10 protein-coding genes and 2 pseudogenes are annotated in these 13916 nt (G+C 72.1%); 5 read left to right on the forward strand and 7 right to left on the reverse strand.

Features of this window, described 5'->3' with window-relative positions; translation table 11 throughout:
• Nucleotides 1–95 precede the first annotated feature (95 nt).
• Nucleotides 96–2396 carry an SbcC/MukB-like Walker B domain-containing protein gene (locus FHX68_RS11310; protein WP_141920238.1) on the forward strand — a complete coding sequence of 767 codons (2301 nt, stop codon included), beginning with the start codon at nucleotides 96–98 and terminating at the stop codon, nucleotides 2394–2396.
• Nucleotides 2397–2517: 121 nt separating this feature from the next.
• On the opposite strand, the gene FHX68_RS11315 is transcribed toward FHX68_RS11310, so the two are convergent.
• Entirely contained in the window at nucleotides 2518–3540 is a 1023-nt protein-coding gene (locus tag FHX68_RS11315; protein ID WP_141380154.1) for an FUSC family protein, read from the reverse strand.
• A gap of 62 nt (nucleotides 3541–3602) precedes the next feature.
• Nucleotides 3603–4157, reverse strand: a complete 555-nt coding sequence (locus FHX68_RS11320; RefSeq protein ID WP_141380153.1) for a phosphorylase family protein — start codon at nucleotides 4155–4157, stop codon at nucleotides 3603–3605.
• A gap of 177 nt (nucleotides 4158–4334) precedes the next feature.
• On the opposite strand from FHX68_RS11320, the gene FHX68_RS11325 reads away from it, so the two are divergent.
• Nucleotides 4335–4934 carry a 4'-phosphopantetheinyl transferase family protein gene (locus tag FHX68_RS11325; RefSeq protein WP_141380152.1) on the forward strand — a complete coding sequence of 200 codons (600 nt, stop codon included), beginning with the start codon at nucleotides 4335–4337 and terminating at the stop codon, nucleotides 4932–4934.
• A gap of 14 nt (nucleotides 4935–4948) precedes the next feature.
• On the opposite strand, the gene FHX68_RS11330 is transcribed toward FHX68_RS11325, so the two are convergent.
• Entirely contained in the window at nucleotides 4949–7027 is a 2079-nt protein-coding gene (locus tag FHX68_RS11330) for an NAD(+) synthase (protein WP_141380151.1), read from the reverse strand.
• Nucleotides 7028–7121: 94 nt separating this feature from the next.
• On the opposite strand from FHX68_RS11330, the gene FHX68_RS11335 reads away from it, so the two are divergent.
• Nucleotides 7122–10784 carry an AAA domain-containing protein gene (locus tag FHX68_RS11335; RefSeq protein ID WP_141380150.1) on the forward strand — a complete coding sequence of 1221 codons (3663 nt, stop codon included), beginning with the start codon at nucleotides 7122–7124 and terminating at the stop codon, nucleotides 10782–10784.
• A 56-nt stretch (nucleotides 10785–10840) separates the two neighbouring features.
• On the forward strand, nucleotides 10841–11140 hold the full coding sequence (locus FHX68_RS11340; RefSeq protein ID WP_141380149.1) for a DUF3467 domain-containing protein: 300 nt from the start codon (nucleotides 10841–10843) through the stop codon (nucleotides 11138–11140).
• A 229-nt stretch (nucleotides 11141–11369) separates the two neighbouring features.
• Here FHX68_RS11340 and FHX68_RS11345 read toward each other — a convergent pair.
• Together FHX68_RS11345 and FHX68_RS11350 are read right to left on the reverse strand one after the other, a co-directional pair.
• Nucleotides 11370–11448, reverse strand: a pseudogene (locus FHX68_RS11345) (serine dehydratase beta chain); the annotation flags it as partial.
• A gap of 246 nt (nucleotides 11449–11694) precedes the next feature.
• Nucleotides 11695–12102: a DUF488 domain-containing protein gene (locus FHX68_RS11350; RefSeq protein WP_229661512.1), complete on the reverse strand. Its 408-nt coding sequence runs from the start codon at nucleotides 12100–12102 to the stop codon at nucleotides 11695–11697.
• A 242-nt stretch (nucleotides 12103–12344) separates the two neighbouring features.
• On the opposite strand from FHX68_RS11350, the gene FHX68_RS15260 reads away from it, so the two are divergent.
• On the forward strand, nucleotides 12345–12605 hold the full coding sequence (locus FHX68_RS15260; RefSeq protein ID WP_170219068.1) for a hypothetical protein: 261 nt from the start codon (nucleotides 12345–12347) through the stop codon (nucleotides 12603–12605).
• 22 nt (nucleotides 12606–12627) lie between these two features.
• On the opposite strand, the gene FHX68_RS11355 is transcribed toward FHX68_RS15260, so the two are convergent.
• A complete protein-coding gene (locus FHX68_RS11355) occupies nucleotides 12628–13308 on the reverse strand; it encodes a hypothetical protein (RefSeq protein ID WP_141920241.1) in 681 nt (226 codons plus the stop codon).
• Nucleotides 13309–13574: 266 nt separating this feature from the next.
• Nucleotides 13575–13877, reverse strand: a pseudogene (locus FHX68_RS11360) (integrase core domain-containing protein); the annotation flags it as partial.
• Nucleotides 13878–13916 lie beyond the last annotated feature (39 nt).

Genomic DNA, 13916 nt, shown 5'->3' on the forward strand with positions numbered 1-13916 from the left:
ACGTTGGAAGCGGTGCGGACTCTGGTGCCGAGGCTGACGTGGACTCTGGCTCCGACGTTGGAAGCGGGGCGGACTCTGGTGCCTATGGCGGCAGCGTGGACCCGGGTGCGGGCGATCTGTCGGCGCGCCGCGCGGCGCTGATCGTCGCGGTCAGCCGCGCCGACTACCGCATCGAGCAGGCCGCCGCCGTGCTCGCGAACGCCGAGGGGGCGCACCGCGACGCTCTCGCCGAGCACGGCGCGCTCGTCGAGCGCGACAAGCAGGGGCGTGAGCGCGCGGCCGTGCGCACGCGGCTCGCCGAGCTCGAGGCACGAGCGCCCGAGCGCGCCGTCGAGCGTGAGCGCCTCGAGCGCGCCCGCGCCGCCGAGGCGCTGCGTGCGCCCATCGACGCCGTCGAGCGCGCCGACACGCAGCGTCGTGCGGCCGAGGACGCGGCAGCTGGCGCGCTGGCGGAGTGGACGGCGTCGGGCGGCGAGGCATCCATCGACATCGCCGCTCGGATCGACGAACTCACCGCCGAGCTCGCGCGGTGGGAGGATGCGGGGGCGCTCGAGCGCGCGCAGGTGCCGCTGCTCGCCCGGCGCGACGCCGCCGCGGCCGCCGTGGCCGATGCCGACGTGGCGCTTGCGCAGCTCGACGCGCAGCTCGCGCTCATTCCCGCCCAGGCCCGTGACCTCGACGATGCGATCGCTGAGGCGCGCGCCGGCGCCGCCCGACAGGGCGACCTGCGCGTCCGCCGCGACGAGCTCGCCGTGCAGCACGCTGCGGCGGGCGAGGCTGCCGCGCTCGCCGAGCGCAGCGCCGCCGCCGAACAGGAACACCACGCCGCGAGCATCGCCGCCGCCGCCGCGGCCGGCGCCGTCACCGAGCTGCTGCAGCGCCGCCTTGCGGGGCACGCGGGGGAGCTCGCCGCTGCGCTCGTCGACGGCGAGCCCTGTGCCGTCTGCGGCGCGACCGCGCACCCCGCGCCCGCCACCGGGTCCGCCGAACCGGTCACCGACGAGGATCTCAGCGCGGCCGAACAGGAGCGGGAGCGCGCGGGAGCCAGCGCCGTCGCCGCCGCCGACGCAGCGCGCGCCCTGCGGGATCAGCTCGCCGCCGCCCGTGCCCGGGCGGGCGGAAACGACCTTTCCTCGCTCGTCGACGCCCTGGCATCCGCGGAGTCCGACCTCAACGCCGCCGACGCCGCGGTGCGCGACCTCGAGCAGTTGATCGCGAAGCGCGCCGAGCTCGACGAGCTCACCGCCGCGGCGCAGCGCGAGCGGGCAGCGCGCGCCGACCAGCGCGGAGCCGACCGTGAGGAGCACGCCGCGGCGGCCGCCGAGGCGACACGCGCGGAGACAGTGATCGTCGCCGCACGCGGCGATCACGCCAGCGTCGCCGCTCGGATCGAGGCCGGCGCCGCCGAGCGGATGCGCGCGGAGCGCCTCGCCGACTCCCGCGCCGCACTCGCGGAGCGCCGGCGCGCCGAAGAGACGACGCGAGCCGACTGCGACGCACGACTCGCGGGCAGCGGGTTCCCGACGATAGACGCGGCGCGGGCCGCGCTGCTGCCCGCCGCGGACGTCACCGATCTCGAGGAGCGGCTGGCCCGCGATGCCGCCGATCTCACCGCCACCCGCGCACGGCTGCTCGACCTCGAGGTCTCCGCGACCGGTGATGACGTCACCGCCGAGGCGCTCGCCGACTCGGCGGCGCGGCTCGCGAGTGCCGACACCGCGCGGAGCGCTGCGATCGCGGCCCTGCGCGGGGCGGAACTGGCCGCAGACGCGCTCCGCGACCTGTCGGAGCAGGTGGACGAGGCCGCCGCGCAGGTCGAGGAGATCGCCGATCGGGCGAGCGCCGTCACGCGCCTGGCCGACACCGTCGCCGGGCGCGCGCCGAACACGCTGAAGATGAACCTCGAGACCTTCGTGCTCGCGGCGGAACTGGAAGAGATCGTGGCGGCGGCCAACGTGCGGCTGACGGAGATGTCGTCGGGCCGCTACACGCTGCACCACTCCGACGCGCGGGCCGCGCGCGGGCGCGCGTCGGGGCTCGGCATCGAGGTGCTCGACGCGCACACCGGACGGCTCCGCAGCCCGCAATCGCTGTCCGGCGGCGAGACATTTCTCGCCTCGCTCGCTCTCGCCCTGGGGCTCGGCGAGGTCGTGACCTCACGCGCCGGTGGCATCCGGCTCGACACGCTCTTCGTCGACGAGGGGTTCGGGTCGCTCGACCCGGAGACCCTCGAGCTCGCGATGCGCACCCTCGACGAGCTGCGGGCGGGCGGGCGCACGGTCGGCGTCATCAGCCACGTCGAGGCGATGAAGGAGCAGCTGCCCGCGCAACTCGTCGTCGAGGCGACCCCGCAGGGCCCGAGCATCATCCGCCAGGCCGTCGCCGCCGACGCCTGAGCCCGGCACCCGCGCTCCGCCGCCGCGCCAGCTCGTGGCATCCGACTTGTGGTCAGTTGTTGCGGGGTCGCGGCGGGGGACGCCGCCACGAGTGACCAGAAGTTCGAGCCGAGGGCCGGGGTCAGGCCTCGGGGTGCGCGGCCAGGCCGTCGTGGATGCGTCGCAGGTCGACGAGGAGCGATCCGATCAGCATCCAGTGCGTCGGCGGCGCCGTGATCACCTCGAGCGGCCGGGTCAGCGCCGGCTCCTCGGCGGAGAGGTCGAGGTCGCCCGTCGACACCGCGAGGCGCAGATCGTGCGCGGCGCGGTGCAGCTGCTCGGCGATCGCCGTCGCGTAGCGGTCGCCCGCGATCGTGTCGTCGTAGTCGTCGACGAACGCGCGGGTCATCCCGGTCAGCTGCGTCGTGATCGCGAACAGGCGCCGCACATCGGTGCTGAGGGCCTCGACCTCCTCCGAGCTGCGACGGCGCCGCGGGTTCAACGCCAGCGACTCGTCTGCCTGCGTGATCGCCACCTCGGCCGCCGTCACCGAGCCGCGCAGCGCCCGCGCCTGCGCGAGCAGGTCGTCGAGCGACGCGGCGGTCTGCGGCTGCACCAGCGCGCTGCCCAACCGGTCGAGCGCGTCGGCGGTGTCGCCGGTCAGGATCGCGACCTGCTCGCGGGCCGGGCCGAGCGCGAGCGGCGGCACGATCGCGACGTTCACGATCAGACCGATGACGGCGCCGATCGCCGTCTCGAGAATGCGATCGACCGCGTAACCCGGCGTCGCCGTGCCCAGAGCGAGCACGAGCATCGCGCTGATCGCCATCTGGTTCGCCGTGCCGGGAGTCGCGCGAAGCGCCCACGCGACGAGCAGCGCGCACGTCACCGCGAGCGCCACCGCCCAGAAACCCGAACCCAGCAGCAGTCCGATCGCCGAGGCGACGATCACCCCCGCGATCACCCCGACCGTCCGCTCGACACCGCGGCCGAACGACTGGCTGATGCTCGGCTGCACCGTCAGCAGCGCCGCGATCGCCGCGAACACCGGCGGCGGTCCCTCGACGAGCCAGCCCGCGATCAGCCACGCCGCCGCCGTCGCGACCGCCGACTTCACCACCTGCAGCAACGACGAGCGGCGCGCGGCGCGCAGCGACCAGTTCATGCCCTCACGTTACGCGGGCGGATCCCCGCCCAGCGCGCACGCACCGGCGGCCGCCCCACCGCTCAGACGCCGTAGCGGCTCCGGATCTCGGTGCGCAGCTGCGCGCTGCACGCGGCGACGGTGCTGCGCCAGTCGGTGATCGCATCGTCCTGCGCGCTGTCCGACACCGCCTTCAGCACCGTGATCGGCACGCCGAAGCGCTCCGCCACCCAGATGTAGGCGTAGGTCTCCATGTCGACGAGCGTCGCGCCGAGGGTGCGAATGGATGCCACGGCATCCGCGTCGTCGACGAAGTAGTCGCCCGTGGCGATCGTCACGGTGCCGCCGCCGGTCTCCACACGCGCCGGGAGCGACACGTGCTGCCCGGCGATGCCGTCGATGTCGGTGACGTCGTGCTGGATCGCCGCGGCGATCTCGTGCACGCCGGTGACCGAGGCATCCACCGAGCCCGCCGTGCCGACCACGACGACCTCGTCGATGCCGCCGGCGTCGAGACGGCGGGTGAGGGCGTAGGCCGCCTGCAGCTTGCCCGGCCCGGTGACGAGCCGCTCGAACCCGTCGAGCGGGTCTTCGAAGGCGTCGAGTTCGGAGGCGAGGGCGGCGACGAGGAGCTTCACCCCCTCATTCTTCCATCCGCCGCGAGTGCTTCCCTCCGCCGCGGGGAGCCGCCTCGCCGCGACGTGCGCCGGTCGAGATCGGTTTCTCACGGCGCCCGGGGCGCGCGAGTGCGCTCCGTGGACCAAGATGAGGATGTCGGGTCTCGACGGACCCGTCCGCGTGGAGATCGGAGCGACATGACCCTGCAGACCGTTCCTCTGGACACCCCCGACGGTGTGACCGCCCGACTGGGCTGGGACCCGGCGACGAGTGTGCACGACCGCCGTCGCATCATCGCCAAAGAGCTCATCGCCGCCAAGCTCGGGTGCGAGCCCAAGGACATCCGCGTCGAGCGCGAACCTCCGCGCGGATTCGGGTACCACACGCGCCTGATCGCCTCGCGCGACGGCGAGGAGCTGCCGATCTCGATCGTCACCGCCAGCTATCGCGCGGCGACCGTCGTCGCGATCTGCGACCCGTCGCTCTCCGTCGGCATCGACATCCGCGACATGCACCCCGACGACGCCGACATCCGGCAGATGGGGCGCCACTCGCGACTGATCGACGAGTCGAACACCGAAGACCTGCTGCAGCACTGGGTGCGCGTGCAGGCCGTGCTCGAAGCCGACGGCCGCGGCGTGCGCGTCGCCCCCGACCGCGTGCACCTCGACACCGGGCGCAACAAGGGCTGGATCCCCGACCGCAACATGAAGTACGAACTGGTCGACGCGTCACGCGACGGCTGGATCATCACGATCGCGGTCGGCCGCCCCGTCCCTCCGGCGACGCGCCCCTGACCCCCTGACCCGCCTCAGTCGACGAGGTCGGGGAACGCCTCGCGCAGCTCGGCGAGCCACACGGCGGCGTTGCCGTCCGACGGCGCGCGCCAATCGCCGCGCGGCGACAGCGACCCGGCCGCGAGCACCTTCGGTCCGTTCGGGATCGCCGTGCGCTTGAACTGCGCGAACCCGAAGAAGCGCTTCACGAACACCTGCAGCCAGCGCACGATCGCCGCGCGGTCGTAGGCGTAGCGGTCGGCGTCGGGGAATCCGGGCGGCCACGCGCCCGCCGTGGCATCCGACCACGCCTGCTCGGCGAGGAACGCGATCTTCGACGGGCGCAGTCCGTAGCGCAGCACGTGGAACAGCGCGAAGTCGTGCAGCGCGTAGGGGCCGATCGTGTCCTCGGTCGACTGCACCTTGCCGTCCTGTCCGGCGGGGACGAGTTCGGGGCTGATCTCCGTGTCGAGCACCGACTGCAGCACGTCCTTCGCCTCCTGCGTCAGCGCGGCGCCGTCGTCCGGATGCGCGATGACCCAGCGGATCAGGTGCTGGATGAGCGTCTTCGGCACACCCGCGTTGACCGCGTAGTGGCTCATCTGGTCGCCGACGCCGTACGTCGCCCACCCGAGCGCCAGCTCCGACAGGTCGGAGGTGCCGACGACGAAGCCGCCGTTCTGGTTCGCGAGGCGGAAGAGGAAGTCGGTGCGCGCCCCGGCCTGCACGTTCTCGAACGTCACGTCGTAGACGGGCTCGCCGTTCGCGTAGGGGTGCCCGATGCCCTTCAGCAGCTCGGTCGCCATCGGACGGATGTCGATGGTCGAGATCGTCGCGCCGATCGCCTCGGCGAGGGCGACCGCGTTGGATCTCGTGTGCTCGCTCGTCGCGAATCCGGGCATCGTGTAGGCGAGGATGTCGCTGCGCGGGCGCCCCATCCGGTCCATCGCGCGCGCGACGACGAGCAGGGCGTGGGTCGAGTCGAGCCCGCCCGAGACACCGATGACGGGCTTGGGTGACCCGATCGCACGCATCCGCTGCTCGAGCCCGGAGACCTGGATGCTGAACGCCTCGTAGCAGTCCTGGTCGAGGCGGGCGGGGTCGTCGGGCACGAACGGGAACCGGTCGAGGGGGCGGCGGAGGGTCGTCGTGGATGCCAGCGCCGAGGGCGGGTCCACGTGGAACGGGATGCGACGGACGGAGGCGGCGGCCTCCGCCTGCACCCGGTTGTCGTCGAACGTGCCCTGCCGCAGGCGGTCCTGCCGCAGCCGGTCGAGGTCGATGTCGGCGAGGGCGGTGCGCGGACCGTCGGGGAAGCGCTCCGTCTCGGCGAGGAGCGCCCCGGCCTCGTAGATCATCGTCTGCCCGTCCCACGACACGTCGTTCGTCGACTCGCCCTGGCCGGCCGCGGCGTAGACGTAGGCCGCGTTGCAGCGGAACGACTGCGACTTCGCGAGCAGATGCCGGTCGTCGGCGCGGGCGATCGTGATGGGGCTGCCGGAGAGGTTCAGCAGCACCGTCGCGCCGGCGAGCGCCGCGGTGGACGACGGCGGGATCGGCACCCACATGTCCTCGCACACCTCGGCGTGCACGACGAGACCGGGCACATCGGATGCCTCGAACACGAGATCCGTGCCGACCGGCACCTCTTCGCCGGACAGGGTCGTCGTGGCGGGGGCGCCCGCGCCCGACGCGTACCAGCGCGCCTCGTAGAACTCGCGATAGGTGGGGAGGTAGGTCTTCGGTGCGACGCCGAGCACGGCGCCGCGGTGGATGACCACGGCGCAGTTATACAGCCGTGCGCCCAGCTGCAGCGGCGCCCCGACCACCAGCAGGGTCCGCAGTGACCGCGAGGCGGTGACGACCTCGTCGATCGCCGCGCGAGCGGCGTCGAGAACGACGTCCTGCATCACGAGGTCGTCGATCGCGTAGCCGGTGAGGCACAGCTCGGGGAAGACCGCCACCGCCGCACCCTCGTCGTGCGCGGCGCGGGCCGCCGCGATGACGGCGGCGGCGTTGCGCGGCGGATCGGCGACGGCCACGGGGATCGTGCAGGCCGCGACGCGCGCGAAGCCGTGCCGGTAGACGCTCTCGAACGGTAGCTGCTCGCTCACCTGCCCAGTCTGGCACCTCGTCTCGGGTGGCTGGGGCGGAGTCGACCGGGGCGACGTCCGAGCCCACGGCTAGGGTCGATCGCGGAAGGGTGACATGCGATACATCGAAGACAGCGGCGACGGCGCACGGATCGTCTGGAGCGCGAGCGACCTCAAGGCCGCCGCCGAGTGCGAGTTCGCGTGGCTGCGCGCCATCGACGCGAAGCTCGGCCGGCTGCCCGCCGTCGAAGAGCCCGAAGACCTCACCCTCGCCCGCGCCGGCCGCCTCGGCACGCAGCACGAACTGCGTCAGCTCGAGGCCTATCGCGCGCAGTACCCCGGCCGCGTCGTCGAACTGCCCGAGACGCGGTCGTCGGATGCCCAGGGCATCGCCGCGGCCGTCGCCGCGACGAACGCGGCGCTCGGCGACCCCGACGTCGCGGTGATCTATCAGGCGGTGTTCGCGACCGACGAGTTCGTCGGCTTCGCCGACTTCTTGCTGCGAGAGACCGCGGAGGATTCGCCCGGCGGGGACGCTGACGCCGAGCCCGGTGCGTGGATCGTGCAGGACACGAAGCTCGCCCGCCATGCCCGGGTGACCGCGCTCATGCAGCTGGCGGCATACGTCGATCAGCTCGACCGCCTCGGCGTCCGTCGCAGCGACCGCGTCGAGCTGCTCCTCGGCGACGGCACGACCTCGACGCACGAGGTGCGCGACCTCATGCCCGTCTTCCGCCTGCGCCGCGAGCGCCTGCGCGCCCTGATCGCCGACCGCGACCTCGCCGCCGGGGCCGAGGGCGAGCCGATCGCCTGGGGCGACGACCGCGGCGAGCTGCGCGTCGTCGCGTGCGGGCGCTGCGCGACGTGCGACGCCGAGGTCATCTCGCACCGCGACCTGCTGCTCGTCGCGGGCATGCGACCCGTGCAGCGCGATCGGCTGCGCGCCGCAGGCATCCTCGCCATCGACGACCTCGCCGCCGCCCGCGAGGCGCCCGAGCGCATGTCGTGGGACACCTTCACGGGCCTGCGCACCCAGGCGCGCCTGCAGCTGGAGAGCCCCGCCGGCGGGATCGTCGCCCTGCTGCCCGCGTCAGCGCCCGCACCGGGGCCGGCACCCGACGAGGTCGCGGCAGTCGAGGTCGTGGCCGCCGAGAACGCTGTGGAGGCACCGGGCTCCGAAACGGTCGAGCTGCCGCCCGTGCCGACCTACGAGGTGGTGTTCCCGAAGGCGATCGGCGCGCTCCCGCGGCCCGATCGCGGCGACATCTTCTTCGATTTCGAGGGCGATCCGCTGTACACCGAGACGCCCCCGCCGGGCGGCCGGCCGCAGTGGGGGATCGACTATCTGTTCGGCTGGGTCGACGATCGAGAGCAGTACTCGGCGCTCTGGGCGCACACGCACGCCGAAGAGCGCGCGGCGCTCGAGACGTTCCTCGACATCGTGATGCTGCGGCGCAAGACCCACCCCGGCATGCACATCTACCACTACGCGCCCTACGAGACGACGCATCTGCTGGCGATGGCCGCCACGTACGGCGTGCGCGAGGCGGAGGTCGACACGCTGCTGCGCGAGGGCGTGTTCGTCGATCTCTACCCGATCGTCCGCCGGGCGCTGCGGGTCGGGTCGCGCTCGTACTCGATCAAGAAGCTCGAACCGCTCTACATGGGCGCCGAGGTGCGCACGAGCGACGTGCAGCGCGGCGACGACTCGATCGTGAACTACGTCGAGGCGCGCACCCTCGCGGATGCCGGCGACACGGCCGCCGCGCAGGCGGTGCTCGACGACCTCGCCGACTACAACCGGTACGACTGCGTGTCGACGCGTCGCCTCCGCGACTGGCTCGTCGAGCGGGCGCGCGAGGCGAATCTCATGCCGTCGGCCGACATCGATGCGGCCGAGCGGCCCTACGAGCCGTCGCCGCGCGCCGAGGCGCTGAACCGGCTCGCGAACCGGGCGGCCGAAGCCGACCACGCCGACGAGCCGGCGGTCGCCGCGCTCCGGCTCGGCGCGGCTGCGATCGACTACTACCCCCGCGAGGCGAAGACCTTCTGGGCGACGCACTTCCTGCGGCTTCGCGAACCGGTGTCGATCTGGGAGGACACCCGCGACGTCGTCGTGTTCGACCACGACCGCTGCCGCGTGCTGACCGACTGGCACATCCCTGAAGGGGCACGGGTGCAGCGCCGGGTCGTGCAGCTGCGCGGCGACCTCGCCCCGGGCACGAAGCTCACGGCCGACTCGTCGGCGTACCTCGTGTACGAGCTGCCGGCGCCGTTCCCGATCGACACGAGCCCGCGCTGGATCCACGCGGCTCGCTCGGCGCGCATCGTCGACACGCTCGACGACGGTGTGATCCTCGAGGAGAACTCCATCGCCGGGTTCACCTGGCAGGAGTTGCCGATCGCGCTCACCCCGCCCGCGCCGCCCCAGGCCGGCAGCCAGCAGGCGGCGATCGACCGGTGGGCCGACGGCGTGATCGAGGCGGCGCCGACCGTGGCCGCGGAGTTCCCCCGCGACGCGGCTACCGACCTGCTGCTGCGCCGCGCGCCGCGCACCGCATCGGGCACGCTGCCGCGGTCGGCGGGCGACGACGTCGACGACATCGCCCGCGCCGTGCAGGAGCTCGATCACAGCTATCTCGCCGTGCAGGGCCCGCCCGGAACGGGCAAGACGTACGTCGGCTCGCACGTCGTCGCGCGGCTCGTCGCCGAGCGCGGATACAAGGTCGGCGTCGTCGCGCAGTCGCACGCCGTCGTCGAGAACATGCTCGAGCGGATCGTCGCCGCCGGGCTCCCCGCCGCGCGGGTCGCGAAGGCGCGGAAATCCGGCGCCTCCGGCGACGCGCCGTTCACGGTGATCGCGAAGGACGGCTACGCGGCGTTCGCCGACGAGCATCCCGACGGGTACGTCATCGGCGGCACCGCGTGGGATCTCAGCCACCCCGGCCGGGTGGCGCGCGGCAGCCTCGACCTGCTCGTGATCGATGAGGCGGGGCAGTTCTCCCTGGCATCCACCATCGCCGTCTCGGTCGCCGCCGACCGGCTGCTGCTCCTCGGCGACCCGCAGCAGCTGCCACAGGTGAGTCAGGGCACCCACCCCGAGCCGGTCGACACGTCGGCGCTCGGCTGGATCATGGACGGCGCCGCCGTCATCCCCGACGACCGCGGCTACTTCCTCGCGCAGACCCGGCGCATGCGCCCCGAGGTCGCCGAGCCCGTCTCGCAGCTCTCCTACGCCGGCCGCCTCGCGGCGCACCCGTCGACCTCCGCGCGGCACCTGGACGGCGTCGCTCCCGGGGTGATCCCCGTGCCGCTCTCGCACACGCGCAACGCGACGTCGTCGCCGGAGGAGGCGGACGCCGTCGTCGCGATCGTCGGCGACCTGCTCGCTCGGCCCTGGGTGGCGGGGGAAGGGGAGCCGCCGCGACCGCTCGTGCAGAGCGACCTCATCGTCGTGACGCCCTACAACGCGCAGCAGGTCGTCGTCGAAGAGGCGCTCGCCGCGGCGGGGTGGGGCGAGGTGCCCGTCGGCACGGTCGACAAGTTCCAGGGGCAGGAGGCCGCCGTCGCGATCGTCTCGCTCGCGGCCTCGTCGGGGCGCGATGCGCCGCGCGGACTCGAGTTCCTGCTGCTGCAGAACCGTCTCAACGTCGCCGTCTCACGGGCCGAGCACACCGCCTACGTCGTCTACAGCACCGGCCTCCTCGACGACCTGCCCCGCACCCCCGAGGGCGTCGCCCGGCTGAGCGCGTTCGCCCGGCTGGTCGGTGCCGTGTGAGCGCCCCGTAGACTCGCGGCATCCGCCGGTTCGCGGGTGATGATGAGAGGGATGCCATGGCCGATGACGCGCCCCGCCAGTTCGAGATCGACCTGCCGCCCGAGGTCGTTCCGGGCAGCTACGCCGATTTCGCGAACGTCTGGCACACGCCCGACGTCTTCGTGATGGACTTCGTCTCCCTCGCCCGCCCGCCGCAGGCGGCGACGGATGCCGAGGGCAACGCGGTCACCGTCGTCCCCGGCCGCGTCGTGCAGCGGGTGCGCATCCCTCCGCGGCAGGTGTTCGAGCTGGCGAAGGCGCTCACTCAGCAGCTGGAGTTCTGGGAGCAGGAGACGGGCCGCCGCACCGGCGCCTGACGCACGCGGCGCGGGCGGAACGAGGCATCCATCGGGCGTGTACTCGCCGAGGCGCCGCGCTTTCTCCTGCGGCGCCGGCGAGCGAAGGCGGTGACGACCATGGCAGACGATAGTCCGCGCGCCGCGGCGTCCGCAGCTCGCGTCTTCGCACGCTGAGCGCCGGTCCGTGGCGCATCGGCGCGCATCCCACCCGGGTGCGCGATCTTCCCGCGCGCCCGCGATCCGAAGGCCAGACCCGCCCGCATGGGGCCCACCGTGTGGGAGGAGGAGGGACCGATGCCGATGCGGAAGAGGTCGAAGACCGACAGGGGGTGCGGCGCGTCCGCGGCTGCGACCTGACCCGCGACGAGGGCGGCCGGGGTGGGTTGGTCGGCGCCGTGGTGCTCAGGGGTCTGCCGGTGGAGGGGCGCGGGATGCAGATCCATGGCCACCGTTGTGCCCCTCCCCGGGACTCAGTGACGGGGGCGGTGGGGGCGGCGCAGCCGTGCAGAGCGGATCAGGGCGCACGGGGCCCGGGTCCTTGACGCGGCCGTGAGGAATGGGGCTCCGGCGGATCAGGATGCGTGGGGGTCCAGGAGTTCCTTCAACACGGTGGCCTCGGAGATGTCGGAGCGTTTCGCGGCGGTGAGCAGCGTGAGGGGACCGGCTGCTGCCCGTTGCCGCAGGTCCGCGAGCGCGTCGGCATGGTCGGGACCACGGAGCTCCTCCAGGTAGCGGCGGCGGAACTCCGGGTACTTCGCCGGATCGTGGGCGTACCACCGACGCAACTCGGGTGAGGGGGCGACCTGTTTGCACCACTCGTCCAGATGGGCGCGCACCTTGCTCATGCCGCGCGGCCACAGACGGTCCACCAGGACACGGTCCCCGTCAGCGGGGTCGGGGTCCTCGTAGATCCTGCGCACCCGGACCTGCGGCCGCTCCACGGCCTGGTCAACCTCTTCGGGTCCCCCCTGTTCCGACACGTCCCTCCCCCTCCTTCTCCCGCCGAAGTCTGTCCTCTTTCTCGGCGAAGTCCGTCGTGCCACGGTCCCGGCGGTGTGGTGGACGGCATGCGACACGCGTTCTCCTGCCAGGACCGACGCTAGTCGTGTCGCGCTCCGTCCGGAAGTCTGCGCCGGGGGCAGCCCGGGGGCCGTCAGGGGGCAGCTCGGGGGCCGGCTCATCCCTGCGTCTGCAGGATCTCCCCCGTCGAGGTCGCGATCCTGTGTCCCACGCCGTCGACCACCACCTCGAAGGCATCTGTCCCGGGATCGGTGGGCAGGCACCCGCGGTAACGACGGTCACTCTCGATTCATGGGCACAAGAAGTGGTTCGTGCGGAGCCATATGAGGCGGCCTTCCAGACGTTCGCGAGACTGGCCCAGATAGACCATCAGCTCACGACCTTGGAAGACGCAATTGAGAGAGTCGAGCTGCAAGTTGATGAGGCTATACAGCGCCTGATCGACGAGAGACGCGGCAAGTAAGGGTCCGCAGCGGTGCTACCCGTCACATCATTGCGAGAGCTTGAAGGGCGCGGGCGACCGCGGCGTCGTGCTCGAATCGCTTCTGAGCGATCTGCCCCTTCCGTAGCTGCTTCCTCAGTTGCCCCTCGCTCGGCCACTGCTTCGCGCGTCCCTGCTCATAGATAGCCCACGCGTCAGCCGCGGCCATGGCTCGATCTCCGCCAGATACTGCGGCGTTGATAGCCTCGACAATTGCTCTAGACGTGACTGTCGCTAGCCCTACCTCGATGGCATCTCCCCCGACGACGAGTTTGACCGTCGAATAGGCCATTCCCGTCTTGGTGATTAGGGCTGCGCTGACCGCGTTCACGGGGATATCGAGGTCGCCTCCCACGCCGGCGTTGATTCCGGTCACGGCGGTGCTCAATCCCAGCGTCGCGACACCTAGGAATGCCTTCCACGCCGACACCCCACCGGTGGTGGAGATGAACAAGCGCGAAGTTGACACCCGCACCTTTGCGGGCTCTCCACCTCTCCCAATGGTGGAGACATTGAGGAGGACCCGCTCGACCGGAACAGCCGGACCGGGTTGCCGGACGGTTCTCGTCGATGGCAGCGTGGAGCCGCCCTGGTTCGTTGACCAGACCTCGTAGTACGCTCGCGCAGCTGTAGCGTCAGCCGCCAGCACCTCGGCCTGCTCGTCCGATATCTCGATCCCGATCAAGCTCCGAGCCGTGGAGTTCCGTAAGCACGCGAGAAACTGCTCGTACGACGTCCCCATTCGCCGCATCATATTGGCCCGGGCAGAGCCGTGCCAAAACTGTGTCCCGAAACGGATTCTCCCGCAACTAGGTTTCGATACGGGACACGATTACGGCCGCACTCACTCAGCTGATCGGGCACAGTGCCGCAAACGATGGGTCTGTCCGATAAACGGTGTGTGGGGAGGCTTGACTCGCCCCGGCGTGTCCGGAGAGTGTTTTGCTGGTGTCAGCCGGCTTGTTCGACCGGTTCGTTGCGAGCGTAGTCGAGTTGTTCGACCTCGAGGGGCGTGAGGTCGTCGATGGAGCCGTGGGTGCGTTCGGTGTTGAACCACAGCACCCAGGAGGCAGTGGCGGCCTCGACTTGGTCGACGTCGCGCCAGGGCCCTTCGTGGTGGATCAGCTCGGACTTGTACAGGCCGATCTGCGACTCCGCGAGGGAGTTGTCGTACGCGTCGCCGACGGACCCGACGGACGGGTCGATGCCTTCGTCGATGAGCCGGTCGGTGAACGCGATCGACGTGTAGACACTGGGCTCAACCGGTGGAAGCAACACCTGATCGGAGGGTGT

This window comes from Microbacterium lacticum, assembly GCF_006716815.1.
GTDB lineage: Bacteria > Actinomycetota > Actinomycetes > Actinomycetales > Microbacteriaceae > Microbacterium > Microbacterium lacticum.

What these genes read in the sequence shown, in the direction of transcription:
- FHX68_RS11335 (WP_141380150.1), top strand. Translation starts at nt 7,122, where the DNA reads ATGCGATACATCGAAGACAGCGGCGACGGCGCACGGATCGTCTGGAGC.
- FHX68_RS11325 (WP_141380152.1), top strand. Translation starts at nt 4,335, where the DNA reads ATGACCCTGCAGACCGTTCCTCTGGACACCCCCGACGGTGTGACCGCC.
- FHX68_RS11340 (WP_141380149.1), top strand. Translation starts at nt 10,841, where the DNA reads ATGGCCGATGACGCGCCCCGCCAGTTCGAGATCGACCTGCCGCCCGAG.
- FHX68_RS11315 (WP_141380154.1), bottom strand. Translation starts at nt 3,540, where the DNA reads ATGAACTGGTCGCTGCGCGCCGCGCGCCGCTCGTCGTTGCTGCAGGTG.